The following is a 22,843-nucleotide window of genomic DNA, read 5'->3' on the forward strand; positions in this document are numbered from 1 at the left end:
CGACAGGCGGAGGTGGCGCGTCTCGCGGGGGTCTCGCAGGCGACCGTCTCGCTCGTGCTCGGCAACAAGCCGCAGGCCGCGACGATCTCCGACGAGACGCGCCGGAAGGTCATGGACGCGGCCCGCACCCTCGGCTACGTCCCCGACCCCGCAGCGCGCAGCCTCGCCGGGGCCGGGAACAACCTGCTCGGCGTCTTCAGCTTCACGGCGACCTTCCCGACGGACGTGCAGCACTCGTACTACCCGTTCCTCGTGGGCGTCGAGCGGGAGGCCGCCGCGCGCGGCTTCGACCTCGTGCTCTTCACGGGGTCCAGCGCGCACGGCGCCGCCCCGGGCCCCGAGGCGCTGAGCCGCGTACGGCTCGCGGACGGCTGCCTCTTCCTCGGGCGGCACGCGCCCGCCCGGGAGCTGCGGCGCCTCGTGGCCGACGGCTTCCCCGTCGTGCACCTGGGCCGCAGGGACGAGCTGGACGGGCTCGCGTGGGTCGGGGCCGACTACGCCCCCGCGAGCCGCGAGGTCGTACGGCACCTCCTCGCGCTCGGGCACCGGCGGATCGTGCTCGTGCGCGAGGACGACGAGGCCCCCGCGACGGCCGACCGCGAGCGCGGCTTCCTCGCGGGCCTGGAGGAGGCCGGGCTGCCCCTGGAGGGCGCCGTCTTCCGTACCGCCGCGCCGGACGCGGACCTGACGCCCGAGCGGCTGCGGGCCTGGCGCGCGGAGGGTGTCACCGCGTTCGTCGCGGAGGAGACGGACACGGGCGCCGCCTGGCGGGCGCTGCGCGCGGCCGTCGCCGCGGCCGGGTACGACTGCCCGCGCGAGCTGAGCCTCGCGCTGCTCGGCGACCCGCCCCCCGACCTCGCGGGCGAGCCGGTGCCGACCGGCTTCGCCATCCCGCGCACGCGCCTCGGCGCCGCGGCGGTACGGCTCCTGGCCGCGCTCGTCGCGGGCGAGGTCGCCGAGGAACCGCTCGTGCCCTGCGCCTTCCGGCCGGGGGCGACCGCGGGACCGGCGCCCGAAGCCGTACGGGACCTGGCGGCGACCTGACACGCCGCCGGACCCCGTACCCGTCACACGGCGGGACCCGTCACACCGCAGGACCGCAGGACCGCAGGCCGCAGGACACGCACCACCAGCACCACCTAGGAGAGTTTGTGACCAGCCAACCGGACATCCTCGTCGTCGGCGGCGGCCTCGGCGGGGTCGCCGCCGCCCTCGCCGCCTGCCGGGCGGGGCGCACCGTCGTCCTGACCGAAGAGACCGACTGGGTCGGCGGCCAGCTCACCTCGCAGGCCGTGCCCCCGGACGAGCACCCGTGGGTCGAGCAGTTCGGCGTCACGGCCTCGTACCGCGCGCTGCGCGAGGCGATCCGCGACTACTACCGCACGCTGTACCCACTGCGCGCAGAGGCGGCGGCGCAGCCGACGCTCAACCCGGGCGCCGGGCGCGTCAGCAAGCTGTGCGCGGAGCCGCGCGCGGGACTCGCGGCGCTGGAGGGCATGCTCGCCCCGTACCGCTCCGCCGGGCTCCTCACGCTGCTCACCGAGCACCGTCCCGTCGCCGCGACGACCGAGGGCGACAACGTCACCTCGGTCACGGTCGAGAACCTGCGCGACGGCAGCCGTCGCACGCTCGCGGCGCCGTACGTGCTCGACGCGACCGAGACCGGCGAGCTGCTCGCACTCGCGGACGTGGAGCACGTGCTCGGCGCCGAGTCGCGCGCCGAGACCGGCGAGCCGCACGCGCCCGAGCAGGCCGACCCGCTCAACCAGCAGGGCATCACCTTCTGCTTCGCGCTCTCGCACCACGAGGGCGAGGACCACACGATCGAGAAGCCCGCCGACTACGACTTCTGGCGCTCCTACCGGCCGGACTTCTGGCCGGGCCCGCTCCTCGGCTTCCTCGCGCCCGACCCGCGCAGCCTGGAGGCCGTGCCCCGCACCTTCGTGCCGAACCCGGAGCAGGACCCGCTCGCGGTGAGCGCCGACCAGTCGGCCGACGCCGGGGACAAGGAGCTCTTCGGCTTCCGCCGCATCCTCGCCCGCAAGCTGCACCGCGAGGGCGCGTTCGGCTCCGACATCACGCTCGTCAACTGGCCGCTCAACGACTACTGGCTCAAGCCCCTGATAGGCGGCGGCGAGAAGACGACGGCGGAGGCGGTCCGCGAGGCCAAGCAGCTCTCGCTCTCCGTCCTCTACTGGCTCCAGACCGAGGCCCCGCGCGCGGACGGCGGCAAGGGCTTCCCCGGGCTGCGGCTGCGCCCCGACGTCATGGGCACCGAGGACGGGCTCGCGAAGGCCCCGTACGTGCGCGAGTCGCGGCGCATCAAGGCCGTCACGACCGTCACCGAGCACGACGTCGCGATCGACCTCGTCGGCCCGACCGGCGGCACCCGCTACCGGGACGCGGTCGGCGTCGGCAGCTACCGCATCGACCTGCACCCCTCGACCGGCGGCGACAACTACGTCGACATCGGCTCGGTGCCCTTCGAGATCCCGCTCGGCGCGCTCGTGCCGCGCCGCGTGCGCAACCTGCTCCCGGCCGGCAAGAACATCGGCACGACGCACCTCACCAACGGCTGCTACCGGCTGCACCCCGTCGAGTGGAACATCGGAGAGGTCGCGGGCGCGCTCGCCGCGCACTGCCTCGACGAGGGGCTGACGCCGCGCGAGGTGCAGGCGGACGACGGGCGCTTCGCAAACTTCGCGGGGCTCCTCGACCGCTCGGGCGTCGAGCGGCACTGGCCGGAGGTACGCGGCTACTGACCCCACCGGGCCCGGGAAGCTCCATGGCGCGCCCGGCCACCCGGGGCGGAGACCGCCGGGCGGGACAGCTCCACCTGTCCCGCCCGGCCCACCGCCCACGCAAGCGCCGACCCAGCACAAGGAGGTGCCCAGACCATGACCACCCACCGCATCCGCGTCGGCATCGACGTGGGCGGAACCTTCACCGACGCCGTCGCCGTGGACAGCGCGACGCTCGCCCTCGTCGGCCAGGTGAAGGTCCCGACCAGCCACCATCACGAGGACGGGGTCGCGCACGGCATCGTGACCGCGCTCGACAAGCTGCTCACCGAGACCGGGCACTCCGCCAAGGACGTGTCCTTCCTGGCCCACGGCACGACACAGGCTACCAACGCCCTGCTGGAGGGCGATGTGGCGACCGTCGGGCTCATCGGGCTCGGCGGCGGCGCGGGCGCGCTCTTCACGAAGCGTCTCGCCTCGCTCGCGAAGACCGAGCTGATCCCCGGCAAGCACTTCCCGCTCGTCTACGCGCACGTCGCCGAGCCCGCGGACCGCGCCGCCGTCGAGCGCGCGGTCGAGGAGGTCGTCCGGGCCGGGGCCGAAGTGGTCGTCGCGAGCCAGCCGTTCAGCGTGGACCGCCCCGAGGGCGAGGACGCGGTGCGCGAGGCCGCCGCCGCGCGCGGCGTCCCGATGACCGCCGCGCACGACATCACCTCGCTCTACGGGCTCCAGAAGCGGACCCGCACCGCCGTCGTCAACGCGGCGATCCTGCCGCGCATGTTCGCGACCGCCGACCTCGTGGACGCCGCGATCACGAAGGCGGGCGTCGAGGCGCCGCTCATGGTGATGCGCTGCGACGGCGGCGTCATGTCGCTCGACGAGATGCGCCGCCGCCCGCTGCTCACGGTGCTCTCGGGCCCGGCGGCCGGGGTCGCGGGCGCGCTCATGCAGGAGCGGGTCAGCGAAGGCGTGTTCCTGGAGACCGGCGGCACGTCGACGGACATCAGCGTCGTGCGGCGCGGCAAGGTCGCGGTACGGCACGCGACGCTGCTCGGCAAGACCTCGTACCTGTCGGCGCTCGACGTGCGCACGGTGGGGGTCGGCGGGGGCTCGATGGTGCGGATGAGCGGCGGCAAGGTGACCATGGTCGGGCCGCGCAGCGCGCACATCGCGGGGCTCCCCTACGCGTGCTTCGCCGCACCCGGCGAGCTGGCGGGCGCGAAGCTCGCCACGATGCGCCCGACCCCCGACGACGCGGACGACCACGTCGTGATCGACGCGGCGGGCGGGCGCTACGCGCTCACCATGACGTGCGCGGCGAACGCGCTCGGCCGCGTCCCCGAGGACGACTTCGCGCACGCGGACCGCGAGACGGCCCGTACCGCGCTCGCGCCGCTCGCCGCCGCGCTCGGCACCGACGTGGACGGCGCGGCGACGGCGGTCCTCGACGCGGGCACCGCGCGGGTGCGCGAGGTCGTGGACGCGATGATCTCGGACTACCGGCTCGACAAGGACGCCGTCCTCCTCGTCGGCGGGGGCGGCGGCGCCGCCTCGGTCACGCCGCACCTCGCGGTCGCCACCGGCCTCGAAGGCCGGCTCGCGCGCCACCACGAGGTCATCAGCCCGATCGGCGTCGCGCTCGCGCTCGTGCGCGAGCAGGTCGAGCGGATCATCCCCGGCGCGGGCCAGGAGGACATCCTCGCGGTACGCGCCGAGGCCGAACGGGCCGTCGTCGCGCAGGGCGCGGCGGCCGACGCGGTCGAGGTCGAGGTGACCGTCGACCCGCAGACCAACACGGTGCGGGCCGTCGCGACGGGCGCCACCGAACTGCGCACCCAGGACCGGGCCCACCGCGCCGACGACGCGGAGCGGCTGCGCCTCGCGGCGACGAGCCTGAAGGCGCCGGAGGGCGAGGTGCGCGAGCTGGCCCGGACGAACGCGTACACCGTCTACGGGACCGAGAAGCACCGCAGGCTGCGCGGCACCAGGCACCCGGTGCGGGTCGTGGACGCCGACGGCGTCGTACGGCTGCACGCGCCGGACGCGCGGATCGAGACGACGACCGTGGGCGCCGCCGCGCACACCCTCGCGACGCTCGTGGACGAGTCCACGGCGTACGGGGACGGCGGGGTGCGCGCCCCGGCGCTGCGGCTGCTCATCGGCTCGCGCATCGCGGACCTGTCCGGGGTGCTCGACCCGCGGCCGCTGCTCGCCCTGGCCCGTACCGAACTGGAGGGGCGCCCGGCGGACGAGCGGGTCGTGGCCCTCGTGGAGGAGCGCTCATGAGCACCCTGACCGAAGCCGCCGAGTCCGCGGCGGATCTCGCGGCCGTGGACGACCTCGCGTACGGGGCCCGTTTCCTCGCCTCGCTGCCGCTGCACGCGCACCGCGACCCCGCCGTGCTGCGGCGCTGGGCCGAGGCGGCGGACCGCTTCGGCGCGGACCTCGCGCGCACCCCGGCGCCCGCACCGGCGCACGTCGTGGAGAGCACGGGCGGACTGGAGCGCGGGCTCCTCGCCCGGTACACGTCGCGTCCGCAGGCCGTGGAGCTGTACACCGACGCGATCGCCGCCGCCGAGCGGCTCGTGGCCCGGCTCGGGTGGCGCGCGTGGTTCCCCGCCGGTTCGGTGCGGGCCGCCGCGCTCGCCCACGAGGCCGTGCACGAGCGGCTCCACCACGGTCCCGGGCGGGCCGCGCTCAAGCAGGCCCTCGGACACACCGCGCTGCGTCTGGGGCGGCTGCGCGTGCCCGCGCACGTCGCGGGGGCGGAGGAACTCGCCGCCCACGCCTACGCGCGCACCGTCTGCGGTCTCGGCCGCAGCCCGCTCCTGCTGTCCGCCGCGCTCGCCGCGTCCTACACCGCCGAAGTGCCCGCCCCGGCAGCCTCGGCCAGAGAGAAGTAAGCCATGGGCATCATCATCCTGATCATCATGGCGGCCGGTGTCGCCGCGATGCTCACCCGCAAGCTCCCCACCGCGTTCGCGCTCGTCCTGCTCGGTGTCGTCATCGCGCTCGTCTCGGGCGCGCCGCTCACCGGCAAGAACAGCGTCCTCGACACCGTGCTCCAGGAGGGCGCCCCGGCGCTCGCCGCGACGATGATCGCGATCCTGCTCGGTTCGTGGCTCGGCAAACTGCTCGACGAGACGGGCATCGCCGGGACCCTCGTCCGCAAGATCGTCGAGTTCGGCGGCGACCGGCCCACGATCGTCGCGCTCGGCGTCCTGGTCGTCTCGACGCTCATCGGCACGGTCACCGGGTCCGCGCCCGCCGCGATGCTCGCGGGCATCATCGGCATCCCCGCGATGATCGCGGTCGGCATCCCGAAGGTCACGGCGGCGGGAACGGTCCTCATGGGCATCGCCGCCGGGATGCCGTTCGAGCTGCCGGTGTGGCAGTTCTTCTCCAGCGCGCTCGACATGCCGGTGCACGACGTGCGCCACTTCATGATCCAGCTCTTCCCGTTCGCGCTCTTCGCGGCCGTGATGTTCGTGCTGATCGAGTCGCGGCGCAAGGGCGTCGAGCACGCGTGGGCCTTCCGCACCGAGGCGCCGCGCTCGAAGGCGGCGCGGCGGCGCGCCGAGCTGGGCGACGCGCCGTGGTACGCGCTGCTCACGCCGCTCGTCCCGCTCGTGCTCGCGCTGGGGTTCGACGTCGCGATCATCCCCTCGCTGCTCGCGGGGGTGCTGTACGCGCTCGTGACGACGACGCGGCCCGGCGAGATGAACCGCCGCCTGCTGCGCACGCTGTACAGCGGCTTCGAGGTCGCCGCCGCGCCGATGACGCTGTTCGTCGCGATCGGCATCCTGCTCGCCGCCGTCAAGCTGCCGGGCGCGATCGACGCGCTCGAACCGCTCGTGCGCGCGGTCACGCCGGAGAACCCGGTCCTGTTCGTCGTCGTCTTCGCGCTGCTCGTGCCGCTGTGCCTGTACCGGGGCCCGCTCAACGTGTACGGGCTCGGCGCGGGCATCGCGGGCGTGCTCATCGCGACGGGGATCTACCCGGCGATCGCGGTGCTCGGCATCACGGCCTCGTACAACCAGGTCTTCGGCGTCGCCGACCCGACGAGCACGCAGACGGTGTGGGCCGCGCAGTACGCGGGCGTGAGCCCGCAGCAGGTCATGGTCCGCACGCTGCCGTACGTGTGGTTCGTGGCCCTCGGGGGCTTCGTGGTGACGGCGGCGGTGCACCTGTGAGGGGCCGCTGAGCGGCGGGGCGGGTCGCTTCCTCCCGGGAGCGGCCCGCCCTCCGCGCGCCTCAGGCCGCCGTGTCCCGTACGTACCGCGTGAAGAGGAAGCCGTCCTCCGCCAGGATCGAGGCGGGACGCAGGCGGGCGGGGGTCGTGAGCGCCTGGGGCGCGTGGGCGATACGGCTCGCCTCGCCCGCCGTGAGGAACGGCGAGACGGTGAGGCACAGCTCGTCGACCGTGTCGGCGGCGATGAGCCGGCCGAGCAGGTCGGGGCCGCCCTCGGCGAGCTGGCGGCGCAGGCCGCGCGCGGCCAGCTCGGCGCGCAGGCGGGCGGGTTCCGCGCCCCGGCCGCTCCCCGCGACGACGACCTCCGCGCCCGCCTTGCGCGCCGCCGCGACCCGTTCGGCGGGGGCCTCCGCGCCGGTGAGGACGAGCGTGGGGACGACGGGCTCGGTGAAGAGGGGCAGGGTGAAGTCCAGGTCGAGCGAGGCCGAGACGACGGCGATCGCCGCCGCCGGTGCCTGTCCCCGCTCCGCGCGCGCCGCCGCGAACGCCTCCCGCGCCTTCGCCGGGCGGTACCGCTCGCCGCGCGCTGTTCCGGCACCGACCACCACGACGTCCGCGAGCGCCCGCAGCACCCCGAAGACCCGCATGTCGCCCGGCCCCGAGATGCCCTGCGAGCGCCCGTCGTGGAAGGCGGCCCCGTCGAGCGTCGTGACCATGTTGGCGCGCAGTACACCGGCCTCGGGCAGCGGCTCGGGGTACGCGTAGAGCGCGGCCAGCTCGGCGAGCGGCCACTCGCGGTCGGCGTCGGTCGCGTTCGGTGCCGGGTCGGTCACGGGGAACAGGCGTCGCATACCGGCAGTCTCGCACGGCGCTTACAGTGGGTACTCGTGTCGACCTCCACGCCCATAGCCGAGGCGCAGCCCCTGTCGCTGTGCGCCCGCGAGCCCCGCGTCCCCCCGGAGCGCCTGGTCGCGGAGCTGGTGCCGCCGCCGCGCTTCGACTCGGTCCGCTTCAGCACGTACGTACCCGACCCGCGGCAGCCGAGCCAGGCGGAGGCCGTGCGGGAACTGTCCGCGTTCGCCGCCTCGCTCGACGCGGCCCCGGCCGCCGGGAAGCGCGGATGGTTCGGCCGCAAGGCCCGTACGAGCGCTCCGGCCGCGCCGCGCGGGGTGTATCTCGACGGCGGCTACGGCGTCGGCAAGACGCACCTGCTCGCCTCGCTGTGGCACGCGACCGACGCGCCGCCCGAGAAGAAGGCGTTCGGGACGTTCGTGGAGCTGACGAACCTCGTCGGCGCGCTCGGTTTCCAGCAGACGGTGACGACGCTGAGCGGCCACCGGCTGCTGTGCATCGACGAGTTCGAGCTGGACGACCCGGGCGACACGGTGCTCGTCTCCTCGCTGCTCGCGCGGCTCGTCGAGGCGGGCGTGGCGCTCGCCGCGACGTCGAACACGCTGCCCGGCAAGCTCGGTGAGGGCCGCTTCGCCGCGCAGGACTTCCTGCGCGAGATCCAGGGCCTGTCCGCGCACTTCCGCGCGCTGCGCATCGACGGCGACGACTACCGGCACCGGGGCCTGCCCGAGGCGCCCGCGCCGTTCACCGAGGAGCGGGTGGTACGGGCGGCGGAGACGACGCCCGGCGCGAGTCTCGACGCCTTCCCCGCGCTCCTCGGCCACCTCGCCCGCGTGCACCCGAGCCGCTACGGGGCGCTCACGGACGGGCTGAGCGCCGTGTGCCTCACCGGGGTCGCTCCCGTGCCCGACCAGTCGACGGCGCTGCGCCTCGTCGTCCTCGCCGACCGGCTCTACGACCGCGAGGTCCCCGTCCTCGCCTCGGGCCTGCCCTTCGACCGGCTCTTCTCCGAGGAGATGCTGAACGGCGGCTACCGGAAGAAGTACTTCCGCGCGATCTCCCGGCTCACGGCCCTGGCCCGCGACGCGAAGCCGCTGGTGGAGGCGTCGGCGGAGGGGTGAGGGCGCGGGCGGTGGGGCGGCCACCGGGCGGGGCGACCGGGGCGCCCCGCCCGTCGTAGCCTGGTCGTATGCCCGACACCCCGCAGTCCCCCGCGAGCGCCGCGCCGAGCACCGAGCGGTCGCGTACCGCCGAGGAGCCGCGCGCCGCGTGCGTGCTGTGCCAGGAGCCGAGCGAGTACCCCGAGTCGCACCGGGGCATCACGCTGTGCCCGCGCTGCGCCTGGCTGGAGGGGCAGCGCACCGCCTGCTCGGGGTAACGGCCGCGGGGCCGCGCACTCAGCCCGACTTCTGCTCCGGCTTCGCCTCGCTCGGCCGTACGATGACGAAACCCTCGCCGTCGAGCCGCAGTTGGACCGCCTCGCCGGAGCCGCCGCGCAGCATCGAGCCGACGCTCTGCGAGCGGTGCAGGCTCGTTTGGAGGTGGGCGCTCCAGCCGACGACGGCGTCGGTGTCGACGAAGACGGGCTCGCCCTGGGCGACCGTGATGACGAGCGGGTGCCCCTCGCACATGAGGCCGAGCTTCCCCTGCCCGGTGAAGACGCTGTTGAAGAGCCCGCCACCGGTCATGCCGGCGCCCTTCACCGTCTGGATCTCGTAGCCGAGGCTCGGGTCGAAGCACAGCACGTTGCGCCCGTTGACGGTGAGCTGGTCGCCCTGCTCGATCTCGACGACGAAGACGTTCTGCGCCTCGTGCGCGAACCACGCCTCGCCGTTGCCCGCGACGGACATGAGCGGAAGGCCCTCGCCGGTCACGGCACGCTTGAGCAGGCCCCCTATGCCCTGCCCCTTGCGCTCGAAGCGGAGGTCGCCGCGGAAGGCGATCATGGCGCCCTGCCGCGCGAGCATCTCGCCGCGCACGACGTACTTGAGGGTCTTGGGGTTCTCCACGGTCAGCCCGGGGACGGCGGAGCGGGCGAGGAAGTCGGCACCGAACAGATCGCTCTTCATGCGCCCATCATGGCGGGGCCCGCGCGGTGCGCCAAGGGGTTGCGGGACGTGCGCGGGGCGTTGCCGGGCCCTGGCAGACTGGGGGGCGTGACCAGCAGCGACTTCCCTCCCCCGCCCTTCGCCGACGCGCACTCGCCCCGTGACGAGGCCCCCCAGTTCGTCCTCCCGCTCGTGCTGCACCTGGAGAAGACGGCGCCCCCGGCCCGTACGGACGCCCTGGAGACGGCGGCCCGCGCGGTGCTCGCGCTGCTCTCGGACCCGCGCGCCGAGGGCGAGGGGCCGTGGGCCGAGGCGGTGCGGGACTGGCAGGACGCCCGTATCCGCAAGGTCGTACGGCGCGCGCGGGGCGCCGAGTGGCGGCGCGCGGAGGCGCTGGACGGGCTGACGCTGAGCGGCGGGAGCGCCGAGGTCCGCGTCTACCCGCCGATCCCGCTCGACGGCTGGCCCAAGGACCTCGCGAAGCTTCAGGTGTCGGGTACGGAGCTGAGCGACCCGGAGCCGCCCGCCGCCCCCGCGCCCGGCACGCCGGTCGTGTGGCTCAACCCGGAGGTCGACATGTCGGCGGGCAAGACGATGGCGCAGGCGGGGCACGCCGTGCAGCTCGCGTGGTGGGAGCTGGACGGCGAGCGGCGCGCCGCGTGGGCGGAGGCCGGGTTCCCGCTCGCGGTGCGGACGGCGGACAAGGAGCGGTGGCGGGAGCTCGTCGCGGCCGGGCTCCCCGTGGTCCACGACGCGGGTTTCACGGAGGTCGTGCCCGGTTCCGCGACGGCGGTCGCGGACCTGCGGCAGCTCGGGCGCTGACCGGCGGCACCTCGGGCGCTGACCGGCGGCAGTGGGGGCGCTCGCGGCGTGGACGCGGGAGGCGAGGCACAGCGGGCGCCGGGTTCTCCATCCGCTTGACCCGGCCCGTGGCGGCACCCCTGGCCGGGGCGGCGGGCGCCCTCGAACCTCAAGTACAGCTCTGAGAAAGTCCCCTGTGCGGTTGACCCGCTCCCCGGCCGGTCATCACCCCTTCGCGACGACGGACGGCAGGAGGGGGACGGGGATGACCGTGGAGGCGCGGGCGGTGGCGGGGCTTCGGCTCGGGGCCGGGATCGGGTGGCGGCCCGAGATCGCGGACGCCGTGGAGCGGATGGACGTCGACTGGGTCGAGGCCGTCGCCGAGAACGTCTGCCCGGGGCACGTACCGGAGTCGCTGCTGCGGCTGCGGGCGCGCGGCGTGACCGTCGTGCCGCACGGCGTCGGGCTGGGGCTCGGGGGCGCCGAGCGGCCCGACCCGGGACGGCTCGCGGCGCTCGCGGAGCGCGCCGAGGTCCTGGGCTCGCCGCTCGTCACGGAGCACATCGCGTTCGTACGGGCGGGTGCCCTGGAGGCCGGGCACCTGCTGCCCGTCCCGCGCACCCGCGAAGGGCTCGCGGTGCTCTGCGAGAACATCCGCATCGCGCGGGACTCGCTCCCCGTACCGCTCGCCGTCGAGAACATCGCGGCGCTCTTCACGTGGCCCGACGAGGAGCTGACCGAGGGGCAGTTCCTGTACGAGCTGGTCGAGCGGACCGGCGTCCGGCTCCTCATCGACGTCGCGAACCTGTACACGAACCAGGTCAACAGCGGCGAGGACGCGGTGCGCGCGCTGGACGAACTGCCGCTCGAAGCGCTCGCGTACGTGCATGTCGCGGGCGGCGTCCTGCGCGAGGGGGTCTGGCACGACACGCACGCCCACCCCGTGCCGCCGCAGGTCCTCGCGCTGCTCGGCGAGTTGTGCGCGCGGGCCGAGCCGCCGGGGGTGCTGCTCGAACGGGATGACGACTTCCCGCCCGCCGGTGAGCTGGAGGGCGAGTTGCGGGCGATCCGCGAGACGGTGCGCGGGAGCGCGGCGGCCGTGCGCGGGAACGTCGTCGTGCCCCCTGCCGGAGGCGCCACCGTGCCCGAGGCCGCCCGGACGCGCCTCGCCGAGGAGCAGTACGCGCTGCTCGCGGCGCTCGTCGCGGGCGGGCCCGTGCCCGGGGGCTTCGACGCGGGGCGCCTCGCGGTGCAGGCGGGGGCGCTCGCGGGCAAGCGGGGGCAGGTCGTCGGCAAGGTGGCGCCCGAACTGCCGCGCCTGCTCGGCGCGCGGTACCGGGCGGCGTTCCGCGCCTACGCGACGACAAGGCCGCTGACCGGGGGCTACCGCCGCGACGCGCTGGACTTCGCCGCGCACGTACTGGAGCACGCGGACCCGCCGCTGCCCGCCCGCACCCGTCGCGCCCTCACCCGCTGGCACGCGGACCGCTCGGGTCCCGTGCCGCCGCGCGGGGGGCCGCGGAGGTGGCTGGGACGGGGGGCGCCGAGGGGCTGAGGCGGTGGGGTGCTGAGGGTGGCGAGGTGCTGAGGGCGCGTCGCTCGGCGCGCCGTCGCGCGGTGCCGCCCCTCGGCGCTCCCCCTCAGTACTGTCAGTGCCTCAGTACTGCCCGTCGACCGGAATCCAGGAGGACCACGCCTCGGGCTGGTAGAACTTGCCCGTGCCGCTGTCGTAACGCCAGACCTGGAGCCGGACGTTGCCGTCCTCGCGGTAGTTTTTGTCGCACGTGACCCAGGTGTTCACGCCGTTCTTGTTGAGGCACACGTCGGGGGCGCGGCCGTAGTCCGTGTAGATCCCCACGGCCGCCGACATGCCGTCCTTCCGCAGGTCGCCGACCCAGAAGATGTCGCCGTAGGGCACGAAGCAGCCGCCCGCGCCGTAAGCGGCGGTCGCGCCGAGACACGAGCTGGGCGGCCCGGCCGCTGCCGCCGCGGCGGCCTTCGCGTCGGGGAGCGGAGCGTCCTGCGCGGTCGCCACGCCCTCGGCGATCTTCGTGCCGGGCGGCATCTCGACCTCGCGCCACCCCGGCGGGCCCTCGTCCCCACGCGTAGTCGCCGGGGGCGCCTCGTCCGCCGCCACCGGCGACGCCGTGACTGCCGAGAGGACGAGCGCCGAAGCACCGGTCAGCACGCCGAGTCTCGCGCGCCACTTGTTGCGCATGGCCGTCTCCCCCACCCCGGCCTCGCGCGCGAAGCCATTCCCACGACATGTGAACGAGATGTGAGGGTAGTGGCTGCATTTGCCCACTGGTAGGGGTGGGGTGGGAAGCGAGCCGGGGAACGGCCTGTTCGCCGCCGGGGGCCGCCTCCGGGAACGACGGGGAGGCGTGGGGTACGCGACCTGTCGCCTCGTCACCGCGTCGCGGACGGCTGTCCCTCGGTAGGCGTCACGGAGCCGTGGGCCCCGTCCGCGTCACGGCGCCGAGGGCGGCTCCCCCCTCGTGTCGCCCTCCGTCATGTCGGCGAATGTCGCGTCGACGGCGCACTCCGGGGGGATCTCGGCGGCGGAGGTCGCACAGGCGGAGGGGTCCAGTTCCTCGCCCCCGTTCTCCCAAGGGGCGTCCGTCAGGGGCGCGCTCGTCCCGGCGCCGCCCTCGGCGTCCGGGTGCGAGGCCGTCTTCACGGACACGCCCTGACGGTCGGCCAGGCCGGAGTCGGCGGCGCTCGACGAGGAGCAGACGGCGATACCGGTGGCGGTCGACAGGACGACCGCCGCGGACACCGCGGCAGCACGGAATCGCATGAGAGCTCCTCTTGCGCAATCTCTGGGCAACGCGTCACCAGCCGAACCAAGGTGACACATCGTCGGCCACCGCCACAGGGAGGAATCGTGAAGATATGGGGTGCCGGGCGCTCGACGCGAACCTTCAGCCGAAACTGGACAGTCCAGCCTGAAGGTCTTACCGTGCCCGTATGAGTGACGCGCTCTCCCCTCCCCCGGGGACCTCCCCTTCCGCCCAGCAGATCGCCGTGGACACGCGGGTCGTCTTCAGCCGCTTGCGGCGGCGGCTGCGGGAGCTGACCGGCGAGGAGAGCGGGATGCCCGCCGGGCAGTCGTCCGTGCTCGCGCGGCTCGCACGCGAGGGGGACGCCTCGTCGAGTGAGCTGGCGCGACGGGAGCGGGTCCGGCCGCAGTCCATGGCGACGATCGTCGCGGCGCTGGAGTCTGCGGGGCTCGTCGCGCGCCGCCCCGATCCGGCGGACGGCCGCAAGCAGCTCGTGGCCCTCACCGAGCGGGGCCGCGCGCACCGCGAGGAGAGCTGGGGCGCCGCGCACGCGTGGTTCACGCGCGCGCTCGACGAGCGGTGCACCGAGGAGGAGCGGCAGACCGTCCTGCGCGCGCTCGCCCTCCTCGACACCGTGGCGGACGCGCCGTGACGGCGCCCGGGGCCGAGGGCCCGATAGCCGCCGGGGACGAACCGCCCGCCACCGGAGCGGTCCGCGCCTCCGCCGCGGGACCCGTCCGCACCTCCCCCGCCGGACCCGCCAGCACCTCCCCCGCCGGACCCGCCAGGCCGTCCGCCACCGGTCCGGCCGAGGACCAACCGTCCCCGCCCGCACCGGCCGAGGAGACAACGGACCGCTCCTCCGCCGAGGACGGGACAGCCCACGCCGCCCCCGCCGACGAAGACACGAGCCCCACCCGGCCCACCACGGACGAGACAACCTCCGCAGCCCGGACACCCCCCGCCACCCGCGCGAAGAGCGAGGCGTTCGATCGCGGGCTGATCGCGCCCATGGTCCTCGGCTCCGTCCTCAACCCCGTCAACTCCTCCATGCTCGCCGTCGCACTCGTCCCGATCGGGCGCGCCTTCGACGCGGGTCCCGCCCAGACCGCGTGGCTCGTGACCGGGCTCTACCTCGCGACGGCGGTCGGCCAGCCGGTGATCGGGCGGCTCGTCGACGCCTTCGGGCCGCGCCCGCTCTACCTCGGCGGCACGGCGCTCGTGGGACTCGCGGGCGTGCTCGGGGTGTGCGCGCCCGCGCTGTGGGTCCTGGTGGTCTCGCGGGTGCTGCTCGGGCTCGGGACCTCGGCGGCGTACCCGGCGTCGATGTCGTTGCTGCGGAGCGAGGCGGACCGGACGGGTGCCGAGAGCCCGAACGGCATCCTGTCGACGCTCTCGCTGTGCAACCAGGTCATCGCGATCGTCGGGCCGTCGCTCGGCGGCGCGCTCATCGGCCTCGGCGGCTGGCACCTGATCTTCGGGATCAACGTGCCGCTCTCCCTCGCGTGCCTCGTCCTCGGCGCCCGCCGCCTGCCGCGCCGCACCGGCCCCCATGCCGCCGCGCGCGAGCGGATCGACCACGCGGGCATGGCGCTCTTCGCCGGGACGCTCACCACCCTCATGCTCTTCCTCATGAGCCCCGCGCCGGGGCGCGCGTGGCTCCCCGCGCTCGCCGCGCTGCTCGGCGCCGGTTTCGCGGTGCGCGAGCTGCGCGCCGCGCGGCCGTTCATCGACCTGCGGGTGCTCGGCGGGAACGCGCCGCTGCTCGCGACGTACGGCCGCCAGTTCCTCGCCTCCACGACCTCGTACGCCTTCCTCTACGGGTTCACGCAGTGGCTCGCCGAAGGGCGCGGCCTCAGCGCCTCGGTCTCCGGGCTGCTGCTGCTCCCGATGCCGGCGCTGGCGTTCCTCGTCACCGCGCTCACCGGGCGGCGTGCCGCGATCCGTTCCAAGCTCCTCGTGGGCGCGACCGCGCAGCTCGCGGGGTGCGCGGTGCTGCTCCTGCTCGGCGCGCACACGCCGCTGTGGGCGCTCGCCGCGCTGGTCGCGCTCGTCGGGCTGCCGCAGGGGCTCAACGGCCTCGCCAACCAGAGCGCCCTGTACGCGCAGGCGGACCCGGCGCGCATGGGCGCGTCGGCGGGGCTGCTCCGTACCTTCATGTACCTCGGCGCGCTCGTCGCGTCGGTCGCGAACGCGGCCTTCTTCGCGGGCGGTGCCGACACGGCGGGCCTGCACCACCTCGCTCTCCTGCTCCTCGGCTTCTCCGCCGCCTTCCTGGTCCTCTCGGCGGCGGACAGGTCGCTGCGCGGTCCGGCCCGGCGCGACGTGCCGCAGGTCACCGCCCGGCTGTGAGCATCGTCATGGCATGAATCACGCAACAGCGTTACAAAGCGGAGGTGTTGTGGATACCGGTCCTGTTGCTGGCCGCGGCGGCCTCCGTCGTCGCCTGTGCGCGGCTCTTCCGTGCCGCGGTGCGTGCCGCCGATCCCCGTTTCCGGCTCACGGCGGGGCGGGGTGATCCGGCGGCGCGACCGCTCGGGCTCGCCGAGACCGCGTTCCTCGTCGGCGGGCCCGCGCGGGTCGCCGAGGTGACGCTCGTGGCGATGGCGCGACGCGGGCGGCTGCTCCTCGCGCACACGGGCTGGGCGACGGCCGTCGCGGACCGCCCGGCGGACGCGCTGGAGGGCGCGGTGCTCGACGCGCTCGGTCCCGGGCTGCAACTCCCCGTCGCCGAGCTGCGCGCGGAGGTCGCCGCGTCGGCGGAGGTACGGGCCCTCGGCGAGCGCCTGGGCGCGGCGCGGCTCGCCGTGCCCACGGAGATCCGGTCGCTCGTCGCGGGGGCGCTGCGGCAGTTGCGGCGCACGGTGCTCGGGGTGGCCGCGGCGGGGCTCGTCTCGCTCCTGCTCCTGCCGCACGGCGGGCACTCGGCGGCCGAGGTCGCGGGCTGGTTCGGGCTGCCGCTGCTGCTCGGCGCGGGCAGCCTCGTCATCGCGCGCGTCGATCTCGCCCCGTACGGGCGCTGGGCGACGCCGCTCGGCGCCGAGGCGGTGCGCGGGGCCGAGCGTCACGAGGCGCTCGCGCTCGCGGTGCACGGAGTGCGCGCGGTGCACGAGCCGCAGTTCCGGGCGGCGCTCACGGTCCGCACGGCGGCCTGAGCCGCACCGCCCCAGCCTCAGCCCCAGCCCCAGCCCCAGCCCCAGCCCCAGCCCCAGCCCCACGACCGTAGGACCGTCGTCCCGACACGGGGCGGCGGTCCTTTACTTCGCCCCCTCTCGTACGAATTATCCCTTTTATCGTTTCTTCGTCCCGCTGCCCGCCGAGCCGTGGCGGCGGAAGGGATCGCCCCGTATGAGAATCCCCCGCAGGCCCGCCCCCCGCTTCGTCCTGGTCCCGGCCGCCGCCGGCTCGCTCCTGCTCGGCTGCCTCGGCGCGGCCCCGGCGGGCGCGCAGCCCTCGTACCGCTCGCCCTCGCCCGCCCCGTCCGCCGCGCGGGAGCCCGCCGGGGTCGGTACGAGCGTCGAGCGGGCCGCCGCGCGCGGCATCACCTTCGGCACCTGCCCCGCCGTCGAGCAGATGCCGCGCAGCGTGAAGTGCGGGACGGTCGAGGTGCCGCTCGACTACGCGCACCCGGACGGCGAGCGGATCAGCCTCACGGTGAGCAGGATCGCGGCGACCGGCGTGCCGGCGAAGGCGGGCGGGAAGCGCACCAAGCGGCAGGGCGCGCTGCTCTTCAACCCGGGCGGTCCGGGCGGTTCGGGGATGTACTTCCCGCTGCTCGGCGCGTACCCGGAGTGGAAGAAGCTCGCCGCCGCCTACGACTTCGTGGGCTGGGCGCCGCGCGGCGTCGGACGCTCGGCGCCGCTGAGCTGCCAGGACCCGAAGGAGTACGCGAAGGCCCCGGACACCTCGCCCGTCCTGCCGGACGACGCGTACAAGCGGGCCCGGCTCGCGCGCGCCGAGGCGTACGCGAAGGGCTGCGCGAAGCGGTCGGGCGCGAAGCTGCGCCACTACACCTCGCTCAACAACGCGCGCGACCTGGAAGTGCTGCGCGCGGCGCTCGGCGAGCAGGACCTCAACTTCATGGGCGCCTCGTACGGCACGTACCTCGGCGGCCTGTACGCGACGCTCTTCCCCGGCCACGTGCGGCGCATGGTCCTCGACTCGGCGGTCAATCCCGATCCCGAACAGATCTGGTACCGCAACAACCTCGATCAGTCCTTCGCCTTCGAGCAGCGCTGGAGCGACTTCACCGACTGGGTCGCGCGCCACGACGACGCCTACCACCTCGGCACGAGCGGTACGGCGGTACGGGCCGCCTACGACAAGGTGCGCGCACGCCTGGCCCGGCGCCCGGCGGGCGGCACGGTGGGCCCGGCCCAGCTCCAGGCCGCGTTCCTCAAGGCCGCGTACTACGACGACTACTGGGCCTCGCGCGCCGAGGTGCTCTCGCGGCTCGTCGTCGGCAAGGACGACAAGCCGCTCCTCAAGCTCGCCGCGCCCCCGAGCGCCGCGGCGGCGAAGGATGACGAGAACGGGACGGCGGTGTACACGGCCGTCGAGTGCAACGACGCGGCCTGGCCCACGGACTTCGCGACGTGGGACCGCGACAACACCCGCCTGGCCTCGGTCGCCCCCTTCGAGACCTGGGACAACGCCTGGATGAACCTCCCCTGCGCCTCCTGGCCGGTGCCGCGCCGGCGCCCGCTGGACATCGGCGTGCGCCCCGGCGTCCTGCCGCCGACGCTGATCCTCGCCGCCGAGCGCGACGCGGCGACCCCGTACGACGGCGCCCTCGAACTGCGCCGCCGCCTCGGCGGCGCGGCCCTCGTCACGGAACGCGGCGCGGGCACGCACGGCATCGCGGGCGGCGCCAACGACTGCGTCAACGCGGCGGTCGACACGTACCTCCTGACGGGGCGCGTCCCCGCGGACGGCACCCTGGACTGCGCCCCGCACAAGGAGCCGAAACCGGCGAAGACCGCCGAGGGCCAGGACGAGGGGCGGGCGCGGACGGCGCTGCGGGAGCGCTGAGCCGGACGCGGGCGCGGGGAGGGGGCGCGGGGAGGGGGCGCGGGCGCGGCCCCTCCCCGCGCTGTGCTCACTCCCCCGCGCTGTGCTCACTCCCCCGCGCTGGAGAGGTTCTCGCGCAGTTTGGCGACCGCGTAGCCCCAGCCCTGCTGGACCGTGGGCTTGGCCGGAACGGCGATCTCCTCGGGGTTGGTGAGGACGTCGAGCAGTACCGGCCCCTCGCAGGCGAAGGCGCGGGCCACCGCATCCTCCAGCTCGTCCGCGTGCGTGACGCGGATGCCGGTGATGCCGAGGGCCTCCGCGACCCGGGCGAAATCGGGGTTGTCGAGCGTCGTGCCGAACTCGGGGAGGCCGCCCTGCTCCTGTTCGAGCTTGACCATGCCGAGGCGCTGGTTGTCGAAGACGACGAGCTTGAGCGGCAGCCGCTGCGTGCGCACGGTCATGAGGTCGCCGAGGAGCATCCCCAGGCCGCCGTCGCCGCAGAAGGCGACGGTCTGCCGCCCGGTGTCGAGGAGCTGGGCGCCGATCGCCTGCGGCATCGCGTTGGCCATCGAGCCGAGGTTGTAGGAGCCGAGCAGGCGACGGGTGCCGCGCATGTGCACGAAGCGGGAGAGCCAGACGGTGGACATCCCGGTGTCGGAGGTGAACACGGCGTCGTCGGCCGCGGCCCGGTCGACGGCGGCGGCCAGCGCCTCGGGGCGCACGAGGTGGTCCCGGTTGTCGAGGGCGGCGCGGACCCGGCCGAGGAGCCTGCGGTCGTGACCGGGCGCGGTCAGCCGGTCCTGGGCCTTGCGCCACGTGGCGTACAGCCCGGTGGCGTGGTCCAGGTGCGCGCGGTCCTCGCGCGGGGCGAGGTGCTGGAGCAGTCCGCGCACGGTGGGGCCGACGTCCGCGGCGAGCGCGACGTCGGCGGGGACGCGGCGGCCGATGTGCTCGGCGACGCGGTCGACCTGCACGACCTTCTTCCCCTCCGGGTACCACTCGCGGTACGGGAAGTCGGTGCCGAGCAGGAGCAAGGTGTCCGCGGAGTCCATGGCGAGGGCGGCGGCGGGGTTGCCGATGAGCCCCGTCTGCCCGACCTGGAAGGGGTTGTCGTCCTCCAGGCCCTCCTTCGCCTTGAGGGTGAGGACCATCGGGGCCGCGAGCCGGTCCGCGAGGGCGAGGACGTCCGCGCGGCTGTCGCGGGCCCCCTGGCCGACGAGCAGCGTGACCTTGCCGCCCTCGTCGAGGAAGTCCGCCGCGGCCTCGACGGCGGGGTCGTCGGGGCGGTTCTGCGAGGGCGTCACGGCCAGGCGCAGCGGGCGGTCGTCCGGGATCTCCTGGTCGCCGATGTCGCCGGGGACGGTGAGCACGGCGACGCCCCGGCGCCCGATGGCGTTGCGCACCGCGATCTCCAGGAGCGCGGGGAACTGGGCGGGCGAGGTGACGGTGGCGCGGAAGACGGCGACGTCCTTGAAGAGCAGGTCGTTGTCGACCTCCTGGAAGGAGTCGCTGCCGATCTCGGAGAGCGGCACCTGCCCGGCGATCGCGAGGACGGGCGTGCCGCTCTTGGCCGCGTCGTACAGGCCGTTGAGGAGGTGGACGGCGCCGGGTCCCACGGTGCCCATGCACACGCCGAGCGTGCCGCTGAGCTGGGACTGGGCACCGGCGGCGAAGGCGGCGGCCTCCTCGTGGCGGCAGCCCACCCACGTGACGGACTCCGAGGCGCGCAGGGCGTCCGTGACCGGATTGAGCGCGTCACCGACAACGCCGAAGACGTGCCGGACGCCCAGTTCCTCCCAGGCGTCGACGAGGAGGCGGGCGACAGTGCGGGACATACGGTTCTCCTGTACGGGGGCCCGCCGGGGGGCGGGGCGGGGTCGGGACGAAGGCGGCCCGGGTGCGCGGGAGCCGGGAGCGAGGGGAAGGGAGGGGAGGGGAAGGCTCAGATCGCGAAGGCGTCGGGGTCCGCATGCTTCCAGTCGGCGGCCCAGGCTTCGGGGGCGGCGGTGAGCAGTTCGCCGTCCTCCAGCCAGTCGTACAGCTCGTCGAAGGGACGGAAGGCCCGGTCCGGCTCGCGCCGCATGAGCTGCCCCGGGTGCAGGCCGCCGGGCTCGCTGACGCCCATCGCGGCCATGATCTGCAGGGCGCTCTTGACGGTCGCCTCCTGGTAGCGGGCGACGCGGGTCGACTTGTCGGCCACGTTCAGGGCACGGGCGCGCCGCGCGTCCTGCGTGGCGACTCCGGTGGGACAGCGGTTGGTGTGGCAGCGCTGCGCCTGCACACAGCCGACGGCGAACATCATCGCGCGGGCGGCGTTGGTGTAGTCGGCCCCCATGAGCAGCCGCTTGACGAGATCGCTACCGGTCGCGACCTTGCCGCTGGCGCCGACGCGCACCCGCGCGCGCAGGCCGGTGCCCACGAGCGCGTTGTGCACCGTGATGAGTCCCTCGGTGAGCGGCATCCCGAGGTGGTCGGCGAATTCGAGCGGGGCGGCCCCGGTCCCGCCCTCGGCGCCGTCCACGACGATGAAGTCGGGGGTGACGTCCTCCTCCCGCATCGCCTTGCAGACAGCGAGGAACTGGCGGCGCGAGCCGACGCAGAGCTTGAAGCCGACCGGCTTGCCCCCGCCCAGCTCGCGCATGCGGGCGAGGAAGCGGACGAGTTCGCGCGGTGTCGAGAAGACGCGGTGGTACGGCGGTGAGACGACCGTCTCGCCCTGCGGCACACCGCGCACGGAGGCGATCTCCGCGTTGACCTTGTCGCCGGGCAGCACCCCGCCGATCCCCGGCTTGGCGCCCTGGCTGAGCTTGAGCGACAGGCAGCGCACCGCCGGGTGGGCGGCCTTCTCCGCGAACTGCTCCGGGTCGAAGTCCCCGTCGGGCGTACGGCAGCCGAAGTAGCCGGTGCCGATCTCCCACACCAGGTCCCCTCCCGGACGCAGGTGGTACTCGGAGAGCCCGCCCTCGCCCGTGTCGTGCGCGAAACCGCCGCGCGCCGCCCCGGTGTTGAGGGCGAGGATCGCGTTGGCGGAGAGCGAGCCGAAGCTCATCGCGGAGACGTTGAGCAGCGCCATGTCGTAGGGCTGGGTGCAGTCCGGCCCGCCGATGCGCACCCGGGGCGCCTCCTCGGGCTGCCGGACGGGCGCGAGGGAGGGGACCAGGGACTCGTGGCCCACCGCGTAGACGTCCCGCTCGGTGCCGAAGGGCTGCTCGGCGTCGACGCCCTTGGCCCGCTCGTAGACGATGCTGCGCGTGTCCCGGTCGTAGGGGCGGCCGTCGAAGTTCCGCTCCACGAAGTACTGCTGGAGTTCGGGCCGGAGCGATTCGAGCAGGAAACGCAGGTGCCCGAGGACGGGATAGTTGCGGAGGATCGAGTGCCGGGGCTGGACGAGATCGGCCCAGGCCAACAGGGCGAGCGCGAGCAGCGGAGCCGCGCCGCACCACCACCAGGGGGAGACGGCGAGGGCGGCGACCGCCCCGGCGGCCCCGCATATCGTCAGGAGAACGACCACCACGAAACGCATCACGTTCAGGGCCTGTCCTGCCGCGATGCGTTCATGCCCCACGGGATGCCCATGAAAAGGCAATCCGCGCGGCAACCTCCTCCCGCGCTCGCGCTACCGGGCGGCGGCGGAGCCCGTGGGGCCCGTCGCCGCCAAGTACCCGCGTCTCAGGCCAGGCCCCGCACCAGCTCCGCGACCGACCGGCGGCGCCCCGTGTAGAAGGGGACCTCCTCGCGGACGTGGCGGCGGGCCTCCGAGGCGCGCAGGTGGCGCATGAGGTCGACGATGCGGTGCAGTTCGTCGGCCTCGAAGGCGAGAATCCACTCGTAGTCGCCGAGCGAGAACGACGCGACCGTGTTGGCCCGCACGTCGGGGAAGCCCCGGGCCATCTTGCCGTGGTCCGCGAGCATCGTGCGGCGCTCCGCGTCGGGCAGCAGGTACCACTCGTACGAGCGCACGAAGGGGTACACGCTGACGTAGTCGCGCGCGTTCTCGTCGGCGAGGAACGCCGGGATGTGGGACTTGTTGAACTCCGCCGGGCGGTGCAGCGCCATGTTCGACCAGACCGGCTCCAGGGCGCGGCCGAGGCGGGTGCGGCGGAAGAGGTTGTACGCCTCCTGGAGCTCGTCCGAGGTCTCTGCGTGCCACCAGATCATGAGGTCGGCGTCGGCGCGGAGCCCGGAGACGTCGTACGTGCCGCGCACGGTGACGTCCTTGGCGGCGAGCTGGTCGAAGAGGTCCTGGACCTCCTCGGCGTACCCGGCCCTGTCCTCGGGCAGCACGTCGCGGAGCTTGAACACGGACCACAGGGTGTAGCGGATGACCTCGTTGAGGTCCTTGGCCTTCTTGCCCGCGTGGGGGATCTTCTCAGGAGCAGCACTCATGCCGTCCATTCTCCTTCTCCGCTTTCCGCC

20 protein-coding genes are annotated in these 22,843 nt (G+C 74.7%); 13 read left to right on the forward strand and 7 right to left on the reverse strand.

Annotation, left to right across the window (positions count from 1 at the left end; genetic code table 11):
* Window positions 1-12 precede the first annotated feature (12 nt).
* The 5 genes from STTU_RS06045 to STTU_RS06065 all read left to right on the forward strand — a co-directional run bounded on the left by STTU_RS06045 (window position 13) and on the right by STTU_RS06065 (window position 6,934).
* Window positions 13-1,044 carry a LacI family DNA-binding transcriptional regulator gene (locus STTU_RS06045; RefSeq protein WP_007820805.1) on the forward strand — a complete coding sequence of 344 codons (1,032 nt, stop codon included), beginning with the start codon at window positions 13-15 and terminating at the stop codon, window positions 1,042-1,044.
* A gap of 107 nt (window positions 1,045-1,151) precedes the next feature.
* Window positions 1,152-2,762 (forward strand): FAD-dependent oxidoreductase, encoded by a 1,611-nt coding sequence (locus STTU_RS06050; RefSeq protein WP_007820806.1) that lies wholly within the window; start codon window positions 1,152-1,154, stop codon window positions 2,760-2,762.
* A 135-nt stretch (window positions 2,763-2,897) separates the two neighbouring features.
* Entirely contained in the window at window positions 2,898-5,027 is a 2,130-nt protein-coding gene (locus STTU_RS06055) for a hydantoinase/oxoprolinase family protein (RefSeq protein WP_007820807.1), read from the forward strand.
* Window positions 5,024-5,644, forward strand: coding sequence for a hypothetical protein (locus STTU_RS06060; protein ID WP_043254307.1), 621 nt, complete (start codon window positions 5,024-5,026; stop codon window positions 5,642-5,644). Before STTU_RS06055 ends, STTU_RS06060 begins: the two co-directional genes overlap by 4 nt.
* Window positions 5,645-5,647: 3 nt before the next feature.
* Window positions 5,648-6,934 (forward strand): TRAP transporter large permease subunit, encoded by a 1,287-nt coding sequence (locus STTU_RS06065; RefSeq protein ID WP_007820809.1) that lies wholly within the window; start codon window positions 5,648-5,650, stop codon window positions 6,932-6,934.
* Window positions 6,935-6,995: 61 nt separating this feature from the next.
* On the opposite strand, the gene STTU_RS06070 is transcribed toward STTU_RS06065, so the two are convergent.
* Window positions 6,996-7,784: a pyrimidine reductase family protein gene (locus tag STTU_RS06070; RefSeq protein ID WP_007820818.1), complete on the reverse strand. Its 789-nt coding sequence runs from the start codon at window positions 7,782-7,784 to the stop codon at window positions 6,996-6,998.
* Window positions 7,785-7,820: 36 nt separating this feature from the next.
* Between STTU_RS06070 and zapE the strand changes: the two genes are divergently transcribed.
* Window positions 7,821-8,906 (forward strand): cell division protein ZapE, encoded by a 1,086-nt coding sequence (gene zapE / locus STTU_RS06075; RefSeq protein ID WP_007820827.1) that lies wholly within the window; start codon window positions 7,821-7,823, stop codon window positions 8,904-8,906.
* A 68-nt stretch (window positions 8,907-8,974) separates the two neighbouring features.
* A complete protein-coding gene (locus tag STTU_RS06080; protein WP_043254310.1) occupies window positions 8,975-9,163 on the forward strand; it encodes a hypothetical protein in 189 nt (62 codons plus the stop codon).
* Between the two features lie 19 nt (window positions 9,164-9,182).
* Here the strand turns inward: STTU_RS06080 and STTU_RS06085 are convergent, their stop codons facing one another.
* Window positions 9,183-9,854, reverse strand: coding sequence for an AIM24 family protein (locus STTU_RS06085; RefSeq protein WP_007820829.1), 672 nt, complete (start codon window positions 9,852-9,854; stop codon window positions 9,183-9,185).
* A gap of 87 nt (window positions 9,855-9,941) precedes the next feature.
* Here STTU_RS06085 and STTU_RS06090 point away from each other — a divergent pair, with 87 nt between their 5' ends.
* A complete protein-coding gene (locus STTU_RS06090; protein ID WP_007820836.1) occupies window positions 9,942-10,655 on the forward strand; it encodes a peptidyl-tRNA hydrolase in 714 nt (237 codons plus the stop codon).
* A 244-nt stretch (window positions 10,656-10,899) separates the two neighbouring features.
* Window positions 10,900-12,189 carry a DUF692 domain-containing protein gene (locus STTU_RS06095; protein WP_043254312.1) on the forward strand — a complete coding sequence of 430 codons (1,290 nt, stop codon included), beginning with the start codon at window positions 10,900-10,902 and terminating at the stop codon, window positions 12,187-12,189.
* Window positions 12,190-12,291: 102 nt separating this feature from the next.
* On the opposite strand, the gene STTU_RS06100 is transcribed toward STTU_RS06095, so the two are convergent.
* Window positions 12,292-12,852, reverse strand: a complete 561-nt coding sequence (locus STTU_RS06100) for a hypothetical protein (RefSeq protein ID WP_043254314.1) — start codon at window positions 12,850-12,852, stop codon at window positions 12,292-12,294.
* Between the two features lie 252 nt (window positions 12,853-13,104).
* Window positions 13,105-13,434, reverse strand: coding sequence for a hypothetical protein (locus tag STTU_RS06105; RefSeq protein ID WP_007820843.1), 330 nt, complete (start codon window positions 13,432-13,434; stop codon window positions 13,105-13,107).
* A 170-nt stretch (window positions 13,435-13,604) separates the two neighbouring features.
* On the opposite strand from STTU_RS06105, the gene STTU_RS06110 reads away from it, so the two are divergent.
* The 4 genes from STTU_RS06110 (at window position 13,605) to STTU_RS06125 (ending at window position 18,448) form a co-directional block, all read left to right on the forward strand.
* Window positions 13,605-14,069: a MarR family winged helix-turn-helix transcriptional regulator gene (locus STTU_RS06110; protein WP_043254316.1), complete on the forward strand. Its 465-nt coding sequence runs from the start codon at window positions 13,605-13,607 to the stop codon at window positions 14,067-14,069.
* Entirely contained in the window at window positions 14,066-15,769 is a 1,704-nt protein-coding gene (locus STTU_RS06115; protein ID WP_234019168.1) for an MFS transporter, read from the forward strand. Before STTU_RS06110 ends, STTU_RS06115 begins: the two co-directional genes overlap by 4 nt.
* A gap of 44 nt (window positions 15,770-15,813) precedes the next feature.
* On the forward strand, window positions 15,814-16,572 hold the full coding sequence (locus STTU_RS06120) for a TIGR04222 domain-containing membrane protein (RefSeq protein ID WP_007820846.1): 759 nt from the start codon (window positions 15,814-15,816) through the stop codon (window positions 16,570-16,572).
* A 193-nt stretch (window positions 16,573-16,765) separates the two neighbouring features.
* The gene (locus STTU_RS06125; RefSeq protein WP_007820847.1) at window positions 16,766-18,448 is read left to right on the forward strand and encodes an alpha/beta hydrolase; all 1,683 of its coding nucleotides are present in this window, start codon (window positions 16,766-16,768) and stop codon (window positions 18,446-18,448) included.
* An 86-nt stretch (window positions 18,449-18,534) separates the two neighbouring features.
* Here the strand turns inward: STTU_RS06125 and STTU_RS06130 are convergent, their stop codons facing one another.
* The 3 genes from STTU_RS06130 to hemQ form a co-directional block, all read right to left on the reverse strand.
* A complete protein-coding gene (locus tag STTU_RS06130; protein WP_007820848.1) occupies window positions 18,535-20,262 on the reverse strand; it encodes a thiamine pyrophosphate-dependent enzyme in 1,728 nt (575 codons plus the stop codon).
* A gap of 107 nt (window positions 20,263-20,369) precedes the next feature.
* Window positions 20,370-21,950, reverse strand: a complete 1,581-nt coding sequence (locus STTU_RS06135; RefSeq protein WP_007820849.1) for an FMN-binding glutamate synthase family protein — start codon at window positions 21,948-21,950, stop codon at window positions 20,370-20,372.
* A gap of 146 nt (window positions 21,951-22,096) precedes the next feature.
* Window positions 22,097-22,813: a hydrogen peroxide-dependent heme synthase gene (gene hemQ / locus STTU_RS06140; RefSeq protein WP_029397215.1), complete on the reverse strand. Its 717-nt coding sequence runs from the start codon at window positions 22,811-22,813 to the stop codon at window positions 22,097-22,099.
* Between the last annotated feature and the right edge of the window lie 30 nt (window positions 22,814-22,843).

Source organism: Streptomyces sp. Tu6071 (assembly GCF_000213055.1).
GTDB lineage: Bacteria > Actinomycetota > Actinomycetes > Streptomycetales > Streptomycetaceae > Streptomyces > Streptomyces evansiae.